14 protein-coding genes and 2 pseudogenes are annotated in these 17,567 nt (G+C 49.3%); 6 read left to right on the forward strand and 10 right to left on the reverse strand.

The window, feature by feature from the left end; translation table 11 throughout:
• Positions 1-21 precede the first annotated feature (21 nt).
• From GBAG_RS15020 to GBAG_RS15035, 4 genes are read left to right on the forward strand one after another with little or no spacing between them, the layout of a single operon-like run.
• Complete coding sequence (locus GBAG_RS15020; protein ID WP_034497650.1) at positions 22-1,296, forward strand: OmpG porin family protein; 1,275 nt, start codon at positions 22-24, stop codon at positions 1,294-1,296.
• A gap of 14 nt (positions 1,297-1,310) precedes the next feature.
• Positions 1,311-2,804 carry a glycoside hydrolase family 32 protein gene (locus tag GBAG_RS15025; RefSeq protein ID WP_034497652.1) on the forward strand — a complete coding sequence of 498 codons (1,494 nt, stop codon included), beginning with the start codon at positions 1,311-1,313 and terminating at the stop codon, positions 2,802-2,804.
• A gap of 12 nt (positions 2,805-2,816) precedes the next feature.
• Positions 2,817-3,830, forward strand: a complete 1,014-nt coding sequence (locus tag GBAG_RS15030; protein ID WP_034497655.1) for an OmpG porin family protein — start codon at positions 2,817-2,819, stop codon at positions 3,828-3,830.
• Between the two features lie 46 nt (positions 3,831-3,876).
• On the forward strand, positions 3,877-4,845 hold the full coding sequence (locus GBAG_RS15035) for an aminoimidazole riboside kinase (protein WP_034497658.1): 969 nt from the start codon (positions 3,877-3,879) through the stop codon (positions 4,843-4,845).
• Here GBAG_RS15035 and GBAG_RS22510 read toward each other — a convergent pair.
• Positions 4,823-4,945 (reverse strand): annotated as a pseudogene (locus GBAG_RS22510) (hypothetical protein); the annotation flags it as partial. The gene GBAG_RS15035 and the pseudogene GBAG_RS22510 overlap by 23 nt on opposite strands.
• Here GBAG_RS22510 and GBAG_RS23125 point away from each other — a divergent pair.
• Together GBAG_RS23125 and GBAG_RS15040 are read left to right on the forward strand one after the other, a co-directional pair.
• Positions 4,940-5,110 (forward strand): annotated as a pseudogene (locus tag GBAG_RS23125) (hypothetical protein); the annotation flags it as partial. The pseudogenes GBAG_RS22510 and GBAG_RS23125 sit on opposite strands and share 6 nt — an antisense overlap.
• 9 nt (positions 5,111-5,119) lie before the next feature.
• On the forward strand, positions 5,120-5,743 hold the full coding sequence (locus tag GBAG_RS15040) for a lysozyme inhibitor LprI family protein (RefSeq protein WP_034497660.1): 624 nt from the start codon (positions 5,120-5,122) through the stop codon (positions 5,741-5,743).
• Positions 5,744-5,823: 80 nt separating this feature from the next.
• On the opposite strand, the gene der is transcribed toward GBAG_RS15040, so the two are convergent.
• The 9 genes from der to pbpC form a co-directional block, all read right to left on the reverse strand.
• Positions 5,824-7,329 carry a ribosome biogenesis GTPase Der gene (gene der, locus GBAG_RS15045; protein WP_034497662.1) on the reverse strand — a complete coding sequence of 502 codons (1,506 nt, stop codon included), beginning with the start codon at positions 7,327-7,329 and terminating at the stop codon, positions 5,824-5,826.
• 122 nt (positions 7,330-7,451) lie between these two features.
• Positions 7,452-8,633, reverse strand: coding sequence for an outer membrane protein assembly factor BamB (gene bamB, locus GBAG_RS15050; protein WP_034497664.1), 1,182 nt, complete (start codon positions 8,631-8,633; stop codon positions 7,452-7,454).
• A 10-nt stretch (positions 8,634-8,643) separates the two neighbouring features.
• Positions 8,644-9,264 (reverse strand): YfgM family protein, encoded by a 621-nt coding sequence (locus GBAG_RS15055; RefSeq protein WP_034497666.1) that lies wholly within the window; start codon positions 9,262-9,264, stop codon positions 8,644-8,646.
• Between the two features lie 36 nt (positions 9,265-9,300).
• Positions 9,301-10,575 (reverse strand): histidine--tRNA ligase, encoded by a 1,275-nt coding sequence (gene hisS, locus GBAG_RS15060; RefSeq protein WP_034497669.1) that lies wholly within the window; start codon positions 10,573-10,575, stop codon positions 9,301-9,303.
• A 117-nt stretch (positions 10,576-10,692) separates the two neighbouring features.
• A complete protein-coding gene (gene ispG, locus GBAG_RS15065) occupies positions 10,693-11,814 on the reverse strand; it encodes a flavodoxin-dependent (E)-4-hydroxy-3-methylbut-2-enyl-diphosphate synthase (protein WP_034497673.1) in 1,122 nt (373 codons plus the stop codon).
• A gap of 36 nt (positions 11,815-11,850) precedes the next feature.
• Positions 11,851-12,852 (reverse strand): cytoskeleton protein RodZ, encoded by a 1,002-nt coding sequence (gene rodZ / locus GBAG_RS15070; protein WP_034497675.1) that lies wholly within the window; start codon positions 12,850-12,852, stop codon positions 11,851-11,853.
• A gap of 439 nt (positions 12,853-13,291) precedes the next feature.
• The gene (gene rlmN, locus GBAG_RS15075) at positions 13,292-14,458 is read right to left on the reverse strand and encodes a dual-specificity RNA methyltransferase RlmN (RefSeq protein WP_034497676.1); all 1,167 of its coding nucleotides are present in this window, start codon (positions 14,456-14,458) and stop codon (positions 13,292-13,294) included.
• 177 nt (positions 14,459-14,635) lie between these two features.
• Positions 14,636-15,067, reverse strand: coding sequence for a nucleoside-diphosphate kinase (gene ndk, locus GBAG_RS15080; protein ID WP_034459186.1), 432 nt, complete (start codon positions 15,065-15,067; stop codon positions 14,636-14,638).
• A 177-nt stretch (positions 15,068-15,244) separates the two neighbouring features.
• Positions 15,245-17,527 (reverse strand): peptidoglycan glycosyltransferase PbpC, encoded by a 2,283-nt coding sequence (pbpC, locus tag GBAG_RS15085; protein ID WP_425591310.1) that lies wholly within the window; start codon positions 17,525-17,527, stop codon positions 15,245-15,247.
• Positions 17,528-17,567: the final 40 nt, after the last annotated feature.

Here is a 17,567-nt window from a genome sequence, read left to right on the forward strand (position 1 = left end):
CTGGAATAATGAGATAGCAAAATGGATGAAATATTAGCACCTCAGCATCGCATTAGAGCGATAAATAAAAAAATATTCGTTTCAAGAAAACAGACACTGGCATTGATACTGTCATTGGTTACATATCCTGCCATTGCTGAAGAAACAACAGAACAGGCAGTAGATTATACAGGAAGCTATGAAAGCTATTTTCAAGATGAATCTGAAACCAAAACAACGAGTACATCACTGGCAAAAAAAGAAAATAAGCAATCATCACTTAGCGTTGTTACTGCGGGTAAAGAATCTGAACCCACGGCATCGTCAGTGCCAGTAACATTATCAGCATCAACTGATAATAAAACAGCTGAAGTGAAAAAAAATAATAACGTAGATAACCCGGAAGATGTCAGCCTATTGCGTTTAAGACAGGAAGACCCGCCGGTTCACTGGAACAGTATCGGTCGCAACATGGAAGTCGGCGGCCTGCACGGAAACATCGGGACTCAGGTAGAAATTGATGATGTTCGCTGGAGTAATAATAAGAAAGACAGCGGAAAATTCAAACTCGCCACCATCCAGGCTTTTTTAAGGCACGATGAATTACCAAACTGGTATTTTGGTTTCTGGAATGCCAGGGAAGATAGTTATAAAGGCCAGTTTAGCAATCAGGACTACAATGGAACCAATACCATCAATGAGATTTTTGTTGGTCATATTGTTGAAACCTGGCGAGGTAATATCGGTACGGAAGTCATGGTCGGTTCCGAAACAGCAACTAAACGCTGGAAGAATAGGTTCAAAGTCTGGCAGGACCTGCGACTGAGCAACAAATGGAGCCTTGCCGGATATGCTTATGGTGAATATCAGCCGCAGGGTAATGAGCCAGGAAATGGCGATCTTGATCAGTATATATTTGAAATTGAACCTGCCATTCAATACCGCGTGAGCCCGGATCTTGGTTTGTATCTTCGACCTTATTATTACTATAACCGTCAGGAGCGTGAAAGCTGGGGCGACATTATTGAAGAAGAATGGAAAGTCACGGCTGGACTCTGGCGAAATTGGTACCCTCTATTAACCTCGCTGTATTTTGGATTCGGTCAGGACAAAATAGATAATGCCAGCAATGCCAAAGAAGTTTTTTATGATGGCCGATATAAATTTATTGGCGGCACCATCAGCTATCCGGTTGTTGGTGAAGTGAGATTATATGGTGAATTCAAAGCGCAATTTACCAAAGAAACCGGACTCTGGACATCTACCGGTCACTCATGGAATCCATTTACCGTGGTTGGCGTGAATTATAACTTCTGACATTCAGGTATAGCATGAAAAAATCAACGTTGGTGGCATTCGTCGCTCTGCTGGCGCTTTCTGTTGGAAATACGACAGCCTGGTCGCAGCCATCTAAAGAAACATTACATAATAAAAGCATTAGTCATATTAATAACTTTTTCCCACGAGTGGAGGGTTCATTTATTGGTGACCCGATGCCTGTTTATAGCGATGGCAAATTTGATATTTTTTATCTTAATGATGTACGCGGTGGTAGCGATGTAGGAGTACACGCAATTCATCTGCTGTCGAGTGCCAACTTATATGATTATCAGAACCATTCGGAAGTGATTCCCTACGTTAACGACGTTGACGATCCTGAACTGCTATTGGGAACCGGCTCGATTATTAAAGTCGGCAATATCTGGCATGCCTGGTACACCGCACATAATGAAAATGTGTTCCCGGTGGAGTCCATTATGCACGCGACCAGTGAAGACCGTCTTCACTGGGTGAAACACCCTCAGGATACGATTCTGCCAGGCGGTAACTATCGGGGTAATGACTTCCGCGATCCCCATATTGTCTGGATTGAAGAAAAGAAAGAATACTGGATGTTAATTACTACCCGCAGCAATGGTCGTGGTGTTATTGCCCGGTACAGCTCAACCGATTTAAAGAACTGGGAAGACCGTGGGGTATTTTTTAATAACGATACTATTACCAGCAACGCAAACCTCGAATGCCCGACGCTTGTGTTCTTCAACGGACGTTGGTATCTCAGCTTTAGCGACCAATGGCCGCTACGCCTGACACAATATCGGGTCGCGGAGAATCCGGACGGGCCGTGGCGGAAAATGGACAATTATGTGGTCGATGGGTCGGGTTTATACGCAGGCAAACTGGCTCTCAAAAACGACCGCTTGTTTGTTTTCGGTTGGATCCCGACCAAAGCGGGAAACCGCGACAGCGGCAACATTGACTGGGCAGGAAATCTGGTAGTTCATGAGCTGACCGCAGATGACAAAGGCCAGCTCAATAGCATCCTCCCCCATGAGCTACTGACGGTCATCAATGACAACCCAGGTCCAGTTACCACCTTAACGAGCAGTAAAACGCTAAAAACGGCAACGCAGTTCGGCTTGTTACAGTCCTCTGTGTACCCACCCCTGCCCAAACGAGGTGAATTAAGCGCAACGGTAGATGTTCCCTCTGCGGGAATGGTCATGAGCTTTGGGCTGACTGACGACAGAGTCAGTGATGCGACGCTCAACGTTGTGTTCAATAAGAGCAAAGGGAAAGTCTACTTTTTTAACGCTCCGCTCGCGTCGATTCATCAGGCCAACGCTGAATCCTGGGTGAATGTTCCGCTCGATGACAAAGTTGAGTTACGTGTTCTGGTTCAAAACTCAATTGCTGTTTTTTACATAAACAATAAAGCGGCATTCAGCACCCGGATGTATTCCATGCAGGAGAAACCATGGAGTATCAGTCTGCCTCAAAACGATAATTTTCACGCAATGCTGAAAATAAAAGAAATGATTTAACGGGATATTATTATGAAAAACCATCATGCCCTGTCTGTTATTTTTGTTCTTCTTTTTCCAGCGCTGGCGAATGCGAGTATGAGCATCATGAAGGATTCATCGGGAAAGGTTATTGCCGTGGATCCGTGGTCATATCTGGATGAGGATGTCATGTGGACCTCAACTCGCTCCTCCAATCCTGCCGGTGGTCGCGTTCACGGCCAGCTTAAAATGAAATATGCCATTGAGGATAATAACTGGCGTAACAGCCATTTCCACAGCGGGAATGATTCACTGACGTTTGTACAAGGGGTAATGCGTCATGATGCATTACCCGGTTGGTATCTGGCGTTCTCTGATGGCAGAACCACCAACTATAACGGCACGTGGGAGAACCAGACTTACATCAGCCAGAATCAGTGGACTCAGTTGATTATCGGCCACGAATATTTCTATAAGCGCCTTCGTTATGGCTGGGATGTTATGGGCGGGAGTGCGTCAATCGACGATCGTTGGCAAGGACGCGCCAAGTTCTTTACCGATTTGCGTGTTACGGACAATTTATCCTTCTTTAACTACCTGTATCAGCAGATTGACCATCGCCGCAGCGGTGGTTCACAAAATGACCGTGACGTACGTTCATTTCAGATTGAACCAGGGGTGCAATATATTATCAACAACACCACCGGAGTCTGGTTCCGCCAGCAATTTGCTTCTGCCATTTTAGACAGAGCGCAGTGGGGCGATATCGACGAAAAAAGCTGGACCGCTTCATTCGGCGTCTGGCGCAACTGGGGGAAATTATCCACAACACTGAGCGGCGGTTATGGGCATTATAAGAAAAACAATGCACAGCCTGAAGATGGCGAAGTATTCCAAAATACCCGTAATCGCTTCCTGAAGGTGTCGGTGAATTATCCTTTGACCTCTCGTTTCACAGCATCTGGGGAAGTTACCGGTTCGTTGATAAACCAGAGCGGAAGCTGGGTCACTAATGGCGATGCCCTCACCACCGATTATAAGTTGATGCTGGATTATAACTTTTAAAAAATACGTTTGAATAAAATGAGTTAATTATCATTAAGGAAATATCATGAATATCTGGACTCTTGGCGATGCGGTGGTCGATCTTTTACCGCTTTCAGAGATGCAGTATCAAGCCTGCGCAGGAGGAGCCCCATTCAATGTTGCGGTCGGTGCTGCACGTTTACACAGCCAGAGTGGCTTTATTGGCCGGGTTGGTGATGACGACTTTGGTCATTTTCTAAAAAAAACGCTGTCTGACTCAGGCGTCTCAACCGCATGCCTTCAACTGGATAACCAGCACAAAACCAGTACGGTGCTGGTCTCTCTGAATAGTGGCGGAGAGCGCGAGTTTACGTTTTTAACCACCCCCTCCGCCGATCAATTTTTAACGTCCGATGCCCTTCCAGAATTTAGCAACGATATTCTGCACTTCTGCTCTCTGGCAATGGTCACCGACGTTTGCCGTAATACATTGGTTGCCGCCATCAGCAATGTTAAACAACGCGGGGGATTGCTGAGTTTCGATGTGAACTTACGGGAGCAAATGTGGCTCGACAAGCATGAAATGCTCGAGACGGTGCGCCATTTTTCCTCTCAGGCCGACATTCTTAAACTCTCGGAAGAAGAATGGTACTGGATGACAGGTACCCACAATTTTACCCTGGCGCTTGAAGGTCTTAAGGCGCTACCTGCACAACTGAAAGTAGTGACCTACGGTTCGCAAGGCGCCATGGTGTTATGGCGCGACAGCGTCATCCATTTCAATGGCTATACCGTCGATAGTGTCGATACAACCGGGGCTGGCGACGCTTTCGTCGCCGGTTTGTTGGCCTGGATTGCACATAATGGGATGCCCGAGAGCTTTGAACAGATCCATCAGGCCATTGCTCAGGCTGGTGCCTGTGGTGCCCTCGCGACAACCCGCAAAGGTGCATTGTCTGCCCTGCCGGATACCAAAGCGCTCAATGCCTTTATCAGCCAATTTTCTCTACCGGACTATGAGATAAAAAACCAAACGGGTTCTCGCCTTCCTTGAACTGGATACGGATTAGTGTACCCATAACATCCAGCGATTTGCGGAAGTAGTTCATCAAGTAACGCTTGTAGGAGTCCGGCAGGTCTTTAATCTGGTTGCCTACACCGCTGCCGCGCTTAAAGTTGCATGGCTCCTGGAATAAGCCTTCTTGCGCCGGTTAACCGGGGTGAAGCTGAAAGATGACAGTGATAATCCAGCCTTACATGAGCGTGTTAAATTCCCTGGCATAACGCATACTGAAGCCAGTACGCAAATTTCGACCTAAGGGTTCATCATGAAAAATATCGTTCTCATTGCGTTAGTTTTATTTCCGCTCGCTTCGCAAGCGTCGACTGAAAAGACGACACCTCCGCAGGCGTTCAATTTTAGCTGTGGGAAAACGGGCGGAACTTACAGTGACGGTAAAGGTGGCGTGTGGGTAAATGGTCAAAAAGCGACGATTAAACAGAGCAGCCCGACCTATTGGGAAGCGACCAGCGGTAAAACGGTGATCAGCATTGTGCGTTCAACAGACGGTAATCCTGAGATCTCTTTTACCGGCCCCAATCGTACTCACGGCGTCTGTTTGCCTGAAGATGAAGTAAGCTTCGCGCCCACTGAAAATAAAAAATCGCAGCAGCAAACAGGCCCATCGTTTTCTTGCTCAGGCGTAAATAAAGGCAGCATGGAAGACCTCATTTGCCAAAGCAAAACCCTTTCTGCTCAGGATCTAAAACTTACCGAGACGTACAAGCAAGCGCTGGCTAAATCCAAAAATAATCCGACGCTTAAAGCTGAACAACGAGGCTGGATTAAAGGGCGCAATGAGTGCTGGAAAGAGGACGATAAAAACGCGTGCCTGGCAGACTCATATCAGCAACGCATCAGTGAGTTGCAAAGCAAATATGGCGTGAAATGAAGATTAATTGCGAAATTTAAAGATAAAAAAACCCGGTTAAACCGGGTTTTTTTATGGCCAGGATGACTCCTCGCTACGAATTATTTGCTTTTCTTGATGTGTTTGATCAAACGCTTACGTTTACGCATCTGGTTCGGTGTCAGGGTGTTACGTTTGTTGGCAAACGGGTTCTCCCCTTCTTTAAACTGAATACGGATTGGCGTACCCATCACATCCAGCGATTTGCGGAAGTAGTTCATCAAATAGCGCTTGTAGGAATCCGGCAGGTCTTTAACCTGGTTGCCGTGAATCACAACGATTGGTGGGTTATAACCACCGGCATGCGCATATTTCAGCTTAACGCGACGACCACGAACTAACGGCGGCTGGTGATCTTCTGCAGCCATAGTCATGATGCGAGTCAGTAACGCAGTGCTTACGCGACGCGTTGAGCTGTCATAAGCTTCACGCACAGATTCGAACAAGTTACCCACGCCACTGCCATGCAGTGCGGAGATAAAGTGCACGCGAGCAAAGTCGATAAAGCCAAGACGATAATCCAGGGTCTCTTTAACTTGCTCTCTGACTTCGTTGCTCAGGCCATCCCACTTGTTGACGACAATCACCAGTGAGCGCCCACTATTCAGGATAAAGCCGAGCAGAGACAAATCCTGGTCGGAAATACCTTCGCGAGCATCAATCACCAACATAACAACGTTAGCGTCTTCAATCGCTTGCAGGGTTTTGATTACCGAGAATTTCTCAACGGTTTCAGTGATTTTGCCGCGCTTACGCACACCAGCGGTGTCGATAAGAATATATTCACGCTCATCACGTTCCATCGGGATATAGATGCTGTCACGCGTGGTGCCAGGCATGTCATAAACCACTACACGATCTTCACCCAAAATACGGTTGGTAAGCGTTGACTTACCTACGTTTGGACGGCCAACGATAGCCAGTTTGATAGGCAAATCGATAGGATTGAAGGCTTCTTCTTCTTCCTCTTCGATTTCTTCTTCACCTTCAGGAACAATGCCATGCTTAGCATTAAATGCCGCCCAATAGGCTGCATCTTCATCAATTTCTTCTTCTGGTTCGCGCGGGTTTTTATCGTCGATAAACGGAATCAGCACGTGTTCCAGCAAGGTTGTCACACCGCGACCGTGAGAGGCAGCGATTGGGTGAATTTCACCTAAACCCAGGGAGTAAAAATCAATTACCGCCTGATCGGGGTCCATACCGTCTGTTTTGTTCGCCACCAGGAAGGTTGGCTTCTGACGTGAACGCAAATGCTTAGCGATAGCTTCATCTGCAGGCATCAAGCCTGCACGCGCATCAACCATAAATAGCACGACATCAGCTTCTTCAATCGCTAAAAGCGACTGCGCAGCCATATGTGTTTCAACGCCATCTTCAGTGCCATCAATACCACCGGTATCAATAGCAATAAACTCGCGACCTTCCACTTCAGCACGACCATACTTGCGGTCGCGAGTCAGCCCCGGGAAATCCGCGACCAGCGCATCTCGGGTACGCGTCAAGCGGTTAAACAACGTGGATTTTCCGACATTAGGGCGCCCGACGAGCGCAACCACAGGTACCATGATAAAAGCCTCATTACTCAAAATTCATCATAAAACGACGTCAATTCACGTCGTTTCTAAAAACAGGAAACGGCTCCCGGACTACGGGAACCGTTTCGCTCATGCTATTACGTCAGGTAAGTTTAACGCTTGATAGCGTACAACGTACCATCTTTCGCCTGAATCAACAGTTTGTCGCTGGCAACAACGGGCTCAGTCTGGAACCCAGAGCTGTCCACTTTCTGTTGAGCAACAAAGCGACCATCGTCGGCATTGATCCAGTGCATATAGCCTTCGCTGTCGGCTACAACCAAATAACCGTTGTACAAAACAGGAGAGGTCAAATTACGGTGCAGCAAATCGCTTTGCGTCCACAGAGTCACGCCGCCATCAGCGTTTAATGCCACAACGCGGTCATTCTGATCGACGAGGAAAATGCGGTTCGCATCCACGATGAAATCGTTCACTGAACCCAGTTCACGTTTCCACATGACCTGACCCGAACGTAAGTCCAGCGCAGTCAGGTTGCCGTTATATGCCAATGCATATACAACACCATTCACGATAACTGGCGTGGTATCAACATCGCTCAGACGGTCGATTTCAGTCGCACCAGTTGCCTGAGAAATACGTTGCTGCCAAATCAGCTGACCTTGTTTCATCAAAACAGCGCTGACACGTCCGTTATCGCCACCGACAATAGCTGCACCAAACGCTACTGCTGGAGCTGATTCGCCGCGCAGGGAAAGCGCTGGCATATCCAGGTTTACGGTCCATTTCACCGCACCGTCAGCTTCATCAAATGCCTGGAGCTGGCCGTTGCTGGTGTGAACCAGAACTAAACCGTCGCTCACAACCGGGCGAGAAAGGACTTCGCCAGCCGCTTTGCTTTGCCACGCAATACTACCATCAGAGGTATTAAGCGCATAAACCTGTGCTTTTTCACTGCCGACGTAAACGTGCGCCCCCTCAACCGTTACGCCACCAGAAAGCAGTGCCGGAAGGTTGCTGGAATAGAAATTCGTTTTTTCAGAGAGATCGACGGACCAGACTTCTTTACCGTCGTCCGCGTTTACGGCTTTAACGGTGCCACGGCGGTCAGCGGCATAAACGTTGCCGTCCTGCCACGCTGGGTGCAGATTGGAATAAAAATCACCAATGCCGCTACCAACAGAAGTGCTCCATGTTTTTTCAGGTTCAAACTGGTTTTCAACTGTCGGCAGTGGAGACATTTTAACCACGTCTTCTTCACCGCTAAACAGTGAACAACCGCTGAGCAGCGTCAGAGAAATCAGCCCTGGTACAAGTAGTTTACGCAATTGCATCGGGTCCCTCTTAGCTCGACAAATTATTAATTTTCATCTGCATCATTTCACGCAGGGCTGGAGAAGCATCAGTGTTTGAGCCTTTGCTCCACGCATCGCGCGCACCTTGCTTATCCCCTTTGCTGAGCAGCGCTTCACCGCGCAAATCAGCAACAATCGCTACCCAACCTTCACCTTTAATGCTGTCGAGGGTTTTCAGCGCCGCATCAGATTGCTTCTGTTGAATTTGAACACGCGCCAGTCGTGCGTTAATCAACGCCTGCAGGTTTTCATCAGTTGTGTTGGCAAGACCTTGCTGCAACTGAGCTGCCGCTTTCGCAAGGTCATTGTTATCAGCATACTTCTGCGCTAATTCCAGTGCTGCCAGAGCACCATAAGTATTTTTTGTGCCGGCTGCGAATTTCTCAGCGGCAGCCAGTGTGGCAGGATTATCTGCGCGCACAGCATCTGTCACTGTTTGGTATTCAAGAGAAGAAGCCATTACGCTTTCAGCTTGATGGCTGTTCCAGTAACGCCAGCCAACCAGTGCGCCAATACCCAGTACGACACCCACAACCAGCGCTTTGCCATTTTCAGCAAAGAAGCGTTTTACCGCATCAACCTGTTCGTTATCGTTTTCGTAAATTTCCACGCAGTCCTTCTCCTTAACGATTAATCACTGGGGAAATTAACCCAGTAGCGCCTGCAAATGAGCCACCGCGTTGGTTTGTTCAACGGTAGTTTGCTCACCTGTGCGCAGATCCTTCACGACCACCTGACCATTTGCGACTTCCGTTTCACCCAGCACCAGAGCCGCACGAGCGCCCCACTTATCTGCACGGACGAACTGTTTCTTGAAGTTGCCACCGCCATAGTTGGTCATCAGTTTGATAGCTGGGACCTGGTCACGCAATTGCTCGGCGAATAACATTGCCGCAGCTTGCGTTCCCTGACCTGACGATATCAGGTAAATATCGACAACAGATTCTGCTTTAAATTCAGGATTAATAGCCTGAACCAGTAAAACAAGACGTTCAAGGCCCATTGCGAAACCAACTGCCGGAGCTGCACGGCCACCGAGCTGCTCGACTAAACCGTCGTAACGGCCGCCAGCACAAACGGTGCCCTGAGAACCAAGACTGCTGGTAACCCATTCGAAAACGGTACGGTTGTAGTAATCCAGGCCGCGCACCAGGCGCTGGTTTACGGTATAAGCGATACCCGCAGCATCCAGGTACTGACACAGGCCAGCGAAGTGTTCACGAGAATCCTCGTCCAGATAATCGCCAAGCGTTGGCGCATCATCTAACAGTGCCTGTACTTCAGGATTTTTGGAATCGAGAACACGCAGTGGATTGCTGTACATACGACGCTGGCAATCTTCGTCGAGCTTTTCTTTGTGCTGCTCAAGGAATGCCACTAGCGCATCACGATAGTTAGCGCGTGCTTCCAGCGAACCAATAGAGTTCAGCTCAAGGCTGACGTGCTGGTCAATACCCAGCGCACGCCACCAGCGCGCAGTCAGCATGATTAGTTCAGCATCTATATCGGGCCCTTGCAGACCAAAGACTTCAACACCCAACTGATTGAACTGGCGGTAACGCCCTTTTTGCGGGCGCTCATGGCGGAACATCGGCCCGATGTACCACAAGCGCTGTTCCTGATTGTACAGAAGACCATGTTCGATACCGGCACGCACGCAGCCCGCGGTGCCTTCAGGACGCAGAGTCAGGCTATCGCCGTTGCGGTCCTCAAAGGTATACATCTCTTTTTCAACCACGTCGGTGACTTCACCGATGGCGCGTTTGAATAACGGGGTCTGCTCTACAATCGGCAAACGGATTTCACTGTAACCGTAGCTGCCGAGCACCTGTTTCAGAATGCCTTCAATGCGCTGCCAGATGGCGGTTTCGCCAGGCAGGTAATCGTTCATGCCGCGGATGGCTTGAATGTTTTTTGCCACGTTTATTCTCTACCGAATTTATACAAAAAATGAACCCGAAATCAGACTGTTTGCGAAAGTGAAACGTCTGGCGGGTTCAATCATACACGGGAAGCCGAATGCTTCCCATGTTTCGCACTATTTTTCCAACTGCTGGATACTAATCCGCTGCGTTTCATCAAGCATGGACGCTTTGGCACGAATACGCGCTTCAAGCTGCGCAATCATGTTGTCGTTATCCATTCGCTCTTTTTGACGCACACCGTCTTCGTAGAAACCGCTCTTCTTGTTGCCACCCGTCACACCCAAAGTGGAAACCAACGCTTCACCCGGCCCGTTCACCACACAGCCAATGATCGAAACATCCATTGGGGTGATGATATCTTCCAGGCGCTGCTCGAGAGCGTTAACGGTTCCAATAACATCGAATTCCTGACGCGAACATGTTGGGCAGGCGATAAAGTTAATACCGCGAGCGCGAATGCGCAAAGATTTCAGAATATCGAAACCGACCTTAATTTCTTCCACCGGATCAGCAGCTAACGATACGCGCAGCGTGTCACCAATACCTTCAGAAAGCAGTAAGCCCAGACCAATGGCAGATTTTACTGAGCCTGCACGCATGCCACCCGCTTCGGTGATCCCGAGATGCAGCGGCTGATCAATTTGCTTAGCCAGTAAACGATAGGATTCTACCGCCAGAAAAACATCGGAGGCTTTAACGCTGACTTTGAACTGATCAAAGTTAAGACGATCCAGATGATCGACGTGGCGCATCGCTGACTCTAACAATGCCTGCGGCGTTGGCTCGCCATATTTTTCCTGGAGATCTTTTTCCAGAGAGCCGGCATTTACACCGATGCGGATCGGAATGTTTTTATCCCGAGCGCAATCGACAACGCTGCGAATACGCTCTTCGCTGCCAATATTACCTGGGTTGATGCGTAGACAATCGACACCATACTCAGCAACTTTGAGGGCGATACGATAGTCAAAATGGATATCAGCGACCAATGGGACATTGACCTGCTGTTTAATCAGCTTAAAGGCTTCGGCCGCGTCCATAGTGGGAACCGATACACGAACGATATCGGCGCCTACTCTTTCTAACGCTTTGATCTGGTTGACAGTGGCTTCAACATCCGTAGTACGGGTGTTGGTCATTGACTGGACGGCGATCGGTGCCCCGTCGCCGATTGGCACATTCCCGACATAGATCCGTTTGGATTTTCTACGTTGAATTGGGGCTTGGTTATGCATTACAAATCTCCACAATTACGCGTCATGCAGGCTGGATTATTCAGCACTTACTGTAAGACGTGCAACCTGGCTAGTTCTGATAAAACGACTCAGATCGACAGGTTTACCCTGGAACTGAATCTGTACTGCCGCCGGAGCACCAATTTTCAACTTATACGGTGCCTGACCGGCTAAATTTAAATTGCCATCTTTACGCTGCATACCGCTGAACAATTTTTTACCCGTCGCATCGGTCACTTCCAGCCAGCAATCAGCATTGAAGTTCATGACTAATGCATTAGGATCAGCCGCAGGAGTGGTTACCGCAGCCTGGTCAGTTGGCAGAGCTGTATTGGGTGCCGGTGGCGTCGTTGTCTGGGCATTATCAACTGGAGCCTGGCTTGGTGCTACCACAGCGGAAGAATCCGCCGGGGTAGTTTGTTGAGCCGTTGCTGCCGCAGCCTGACTTTGCGCTGGATCAGTCACAGAAGTCGATTGCGGCGCTGGGGTCTGCACAGGTTGCTGTGCAGAGGTATCAGCAGTGGACGAATCGCTGGGAGTCAATGGAACTGACTGGGAGTTACTGTTGCTGGCAGAAAGTTCAGCTGAAGATTGATCAGCCATTGTCGAGATTTCTTCCTGCGCTGCCTTATGGTTTTGCCACCACCAGGCGCCGGTCAGACCGACAACAACAAACAACACGAGCCAGGTAAAGCTCATCAGCCAGCCGTCACGTTTCTTACGGCGTTTCCCCAGAGAAAAACTTTGCATCGGAGCGACAATCGCCGCTCTGACTGGTGCTTGTTTTTCCATCATTGGCAACAGTTCTTCTTCCGGAATACGCACCAGACGTGCATAGGAACGGATATAACCACGCAGGAAGGTCGATGCTAACTCAGCTGGCGCCTTGTCATCTTCAATATCCCGAACGGTAGAAACTTTCAGGCACAGGCGTTCTGCCACGGCTTGTTGGCTAAGACCGAGTTCTTCACGGGCAACACGTAAACGTTCACCCGTGGTTTTTGCTGCATTTGATTCGTGAGTGGCTTCAGTATTCATTAGCTACAACTGCTGGAACTGTTCGATTGAGGAATTAGGCAGGAGCCTTGTCGCACAGCATTTCCGCTACGCCACAACTCCCGCTCCGCGAAACAAATTTGTGTTCTGAAGGCAACACCTTCAGACAACATAACATTTAGTTCAAACAACTTGTTCACTTAAACGAACCGCTTAATCTGAACAACTTCATCACTGATGAGTTAACCATAGACAGCATTTGTAATGTTGTCAGCGGATTGCGACTGTGATGGCTTAAATAGATGCGCCTAAACTATTGTTGTACCGTTACATACTGCCTTAAAAGGCAGTGAAACGCACCGTAATTATTAATCTTAAAGACACTCGCGAAACTTGCATAACTGCAAGATATCACTATGTGTTTTTTGCACCACGCAGCAATTCAACCGCGTGGCACGAATCTGATTTAAACGAATGCTAATCAGACTGCTTTAACATCAATAGGTTCACCTTGCATACGTTTACGTAACGTACGCTTGGTGCGGTCGATAACTTCACCCGCCAACTGACCGCATGCTGCGTCAATATCATCACCGCGAGTCTTACGCACGATGGTCGTAAAGCCATAACTCATCAATACTTTTGAGAAACGGTCGATACGGCTATTGGAGCTACGGCCATACGGTGCGCCCGGGAACGGGTTCCATGGGATCAGGTTGATTTTACATGGCGTATCTTTCAGGCATTCTGCCAGTTGATGCGCATGATCAGTCCCATCGTTAACGTGATCCAGCAGAACGTATTCTACGGTGACACGGCCCTGGTTGGCGTTGGATTTCTCCAGATAACGGCGAACCGCAGCCAGGAAAGTCTCGATGTTATACTTTTTGTTGATTGGCATGATTTCGTCACGAATATCATCGGTCGGAGCATGCAGAGAAATGGCCAATGCCACATCAATCATGTCGCCCAATTTATCGAGCGCAGGAACCACACCAGAAGTAGAAAGCGTTACGCGACGTTTGGATAAACCAAAACCGAAATCATCAAGCATGATTTCCATCGCCGGAACCACGTTGTTCAGGTTCAGCAACGGCTCACCCATGCCCATCATCACCACGTTGGTGATAGGACGAACGCCGGTTTTCTTTTGCGCACCGATAATTTTCGCCGCACGCCAGACCTGACCGATGATTTCAGAAACACGCAGGTTACGGTTAAAGCCCTGCTGAGCCGTAGAACAGAATTTGCATTCCAGAGCACAACCTACTTGTGAAGAAACACACAGTGTGGCGCGGTCTTCTTCCGGGATATACACGGTTTCTACCAGCTGATCGGCAATCCTGATAGCCCATTTAATGGTGCCATCAGCAGAACGCTGTTCTTCAGCGACTTCCGGTGCACGGATCTCAGCAACTTCTTTGAGTTTGTTACGCAGAACTTTATTGATGTCAGTCATATCATCGAAGTCATCACTGCAATAGTGATACATCCATTTCATGACTTGATCAGCGCGGAATGGTTTTTCGCCCATTTCAGCGAAGAACTCACGCAGTTGCTGGCGGTTTAGATCCAACAGATTAATTTTTTCTGACTTGTTGGAAACGACTGAAACGGGTGTCTCAGGATTGACAATTTGCTCTGACATATTTTCTTCCGGCCTCGTTGTTACACGTTACGGCCCCAGGTGGGTTAAAAAAGATACGCCCCGGAGAGCAGGCTCGTCCGGGGCGCAGCATTGTACAAATTCTATGGCACAGATGCCATGACTGAAAGCGAAGTACATACAAATAAAATGTAACTGTCGCTTAACAGTTAATGCTTATTAGCGAGTACGCGGGCAAACTTCGCCTTCAGCGAAGAAATAAGCAATTTCACGAGCCGCTGACTCTACAGAATCAGAACCGTGTGTGCCATTCTCGGTGAAGCTATCAGCGTAATCTGCACGCAGAGTCCCAGCCAGTGCGTTCGCTGGGTTAGTTGCACCCAGAATATCACGGTGACGCTGAACGGCATTTTCGCCTTCCAGTACGCTAACCATGATTGGACCGGAAGTCATGAACGCAACCAGGCCATCAAAGAAAGGTTTGCCTTCGTGTTCAGCGTAGAAACCCTGAGCCTGCTCAGAAGTCAGGTGCAGCATTTTTGCGCCAACAATCTTAAACCCTGCGGATTCAAAACGAGCATAAATGTTACCAATAACGTTTTTTGCCACCGCGTTTGGTTTGATGATGGAAAAAGTACGTTCAATAGCCATGATTACCTCTGTGTCTGTTCTGTTTGCCCGGTCCCTGATGGGATAACCGGTTATGATTTGGCGCCGATTATAATGAGCAAGTCTCGCATTGCCTATGGATGCAGATAACATTTTTTTAAAATAAGATGAATGTCAGCAACATTTTCAATGCGAAAGCCTAAAAATTAGGCTATTAGCTCATTGCAACGTGAAATGAGCGGCCGCTATCTGCCCCGCCTCATCAAGAGCTAAAACCTGATACGCCCCTGGTTTAACCAGATCCAACGCGATTCCATTGCTATTGTCACCTACCGGCTCGCCATTCAAAAACCACCAGCGTTTTCCTTGCCCACCTTGAGCGCTAAGACGAAGCGCTAAGCGTAATTCTCCAGGCAGGCGCTTCAAAATAGCGCCCTCACGAACCCCTAACAACAATAAAGGCGTAACTTCATCTTTCTGCTGCGGAGGACATTGCTCTGAAACCGGCGGTAAACGCGCAGACCTTCTTTCACTTGCGGGCAACCACGGCTCTAGCGGCAACGGCCACAAAGAGATAGTTTGTTGTTTCGCGCCCGGGCAATCAGCAGCTACCTGTTTACCGTTATCATCCAACCAGACAACCTTTCTTGCGCCCTGCACGCCCTCTTGTCCCGGCGCTTCAAGCGTGGGCGGTTGGCTATTCTCCAGCAACCAACTGGTTAATCTGCGTCGGCAATTGTTGTCTCCGGCAGCCAGATTTTGCCCACCCGGCCAACAAATTTTCCCTTCAGAAACGGAGGCCGGACGAGGATCAACCGGCAGACGCGCCTTCTGCACGGCGGAACTGGCTTGCAGCAAATTGTTCACCTGGTTTAACAGCGGAATTGCACTGCCCGTTCCGAACTGCCCTGCAACCGGCGTGCTGTCCGGGCGTCCGGTCCAGATACCAATCAGATAGCGAGGATTGATCCCGATAGCCCACGCATCGCGGTAGCCATAACTGGTACCCGTTTTCCATGCCAGCGGCACGACAACAGGTAATGTTGCGTCCGGTTGCGGTTGTGCTTCACCAGCCAGAACTCGACGAATAATCCAGGCCGCTCCGGCAGACATCAATGGCCGTTCAACGAGTGGTTGTCCGGGCTGCAAGCGCAACTGTGCGGCACGGCCATGGCGTGCAAAGGCGCTATAGGCTGCAACAATCTGATCCAGACGAGCGCCGCCGCCACCCAGAATCAACGAAAGATTAGGCTCACTTCCAGCCGGAAAATGCAGGTCCAACCCCACATTACGCAATTGTGCAGCAAAGCGTTTTGGACCATACGCCTCAAGAACCTGCACAGCCGGAAGATTAAGCGAGCGCACTAACGCTTCGCTCATGCTGACCGGGCCATGAAAGCCAGTGTCAAAATTTCCAGGGCGATAATCGCCAAAGCGCCGGGGAACATCCTGTAACAATGACGTGGGGTGAATCAGGCCATCGTCCAGCGCAAGAGCATAAGCAAAGGGTTTTAATACCGAGCCGGGTGAGCGAATGGCCGTCACCATATCTACATGCCCGAAACGGCTTTGATCATTAATATCAACCGAGCCAACCCAACCGCGAACCTCCATAGTAATGTGGTCAACGACCAGTATCGCGAGTGACGAGCGTGGAGGAAGCTGCGCTTTCCAGTTCAGAGCCAGTTCTTCGAGTTGGCGCTGCAACGGCGCATCGAGCGTGGTCGTTATTTTCTGCGCTTTGCTGCGGCTCACCAGATAACGCGAAAGCAATGGCGCCAGCTGTGGCATCTGTCTTGGTGCTAACCAGACCGGCTCTTCAAGGGATTCTTTTACCTGCTGCGGTTCCCAGACGGCTTGCTCCGCCATGCGCATCAGGACTTTATTACGCGCGGCTTGTGCTCTTTCGGGCCAACGATCAGGGCGCAAACGACTAGGCGCTTGCGGCAACACTGCCAATAAAGCGGCTTCTGCATAACTCAACTGCTGCGGGGATTTCCCAAGGTACACCCAACTGGCTGCCCCCACGCCCTGCAACGTACCGCCAAAAGGGGCACGATTCAGATAAAGCGTGAGGATTTGTTCTTTTGAGAGATACCACTCAAGTTGCAACGCTCGCCATACCTGCCGAACTTTGCCACCCAATGTTCGAGGATGCGGATCAAGCAAACGAGCCACTTGCATGGTCAACGTGCTGCCACCAGAAATCACTTTACCACTGAGAAGATCTTGCCAGGCAGCACGAATTATCGACAGCAGATTGATCCCCGGGTGATCCCAAAACCAGCGATCCTCATAATTGATCAAGGCTTCGAGGTAACGGGGGGAAACATCGCTAACGGTGACTGGATAGCGCCAGATGCCATTCTCATCGGCAAAGCGCCACAGCGGAGTGCCATCCACCGCGACCACAACTCGCGCTGGATTTGCCTGAGAAAGCGGTAGCGGCCAAAGCCTGTCCGCCAGCCAAATACCCAGCAATAAAATGAGTGGCAGCACCACGAAGAGATAGCGGTGCCGCCAGCGTAAAGGCTTTCGCACT

This window comes from Buttiauxella agrestis ATCC 33320 (assembly GCF_000735355.1).
In the GTDB taxonomy this organism is placed as follows: domain Bacteria; phylum Pseudomonadota; class Gammaproteobacteria; order Enterobacterales; family Enterobacteriaceae; genus Buttiauxella; species Buttiauxella agrestis.

Excerpts from the sequence above, each read along its gene's own strand:
- GBAG_RS15020 (WP_034497650.1), top strand. The coding sequence starts at position 22 with ATGGATGAAATATTAGCACCTCAGCATCGCATTAGAGCGATAAATAAA.
- GBAG_RS15025 (WP_034497652.1), top strand. The coding sequence starts at position 1,311 with ATGAAAAAATCAACGTTGGTGGCATTCGTCGCTCTGCTGGCGCTTTCT.
- GBAG_RS15030 (WP_034497655.1), top strand. The coding sequence starts at position 2,817 with ATGAAAAACCATCATGCCCTGTCTGTTATTTTTGTTCTTCTTTTTCCA.
- GBAG_RS15035 (WP_034497658.1), top strand. The coding sequence starts at position 3,877 with ATGAATATCTGGACTCTTGGCGATGCGGTGGTCGATCTTTTACCGCTT.
- GBAG_RS15040 (WP_034497660.1), top strand. The coding sequence starts at position 5,120 with ATGAAAAATATCGTTCTCATTGCGTTAGTTTTATTTCCGCTCGCTTCG.
- der (WP_034497662.1), bottom strand. The coding sequence starts at position 7,329 with ATGGTACCTGTGGTTGCGCTCGTCGGGCGCCCTAATGTCGGAAAATCC.
- bamB (WP_034497664.1), bottom strand. The coding sequence starts at position 8,633 with ATGCAATTGCGTAAACTACTTGTACCAGGGCTGATTTCTCTGACGCTG.
- ispG (WP_034497673.1), bottom strand. The coding sequence starts at position 11,814 with ATGCATAACCAAGCCCCAATTCAACGTAGAAAATCCAAACGGATCTAT.
- rodZ (WP_034497675.1), bottom strand. The coding sequence starts at position 12,852 with ATGAATACTGAAGCCACTCACGAATCAAATGCAGCAAAAACCACGGGT.
- rlmN (WP_034497676.1), bottom strand. The coding sequence starts at position 14,458 with ATGTCAGAGCAAATTGTCAATCCTGAGACACCCGTTTCAGTCGTTTCC.
- ndk (WP_034459186.1), bottom strand. The coding sequence starts at position 15,067 with ATGGCTATTGAACGTACTTTTTCCATCATCAAACCAAACGCGGTGGCA.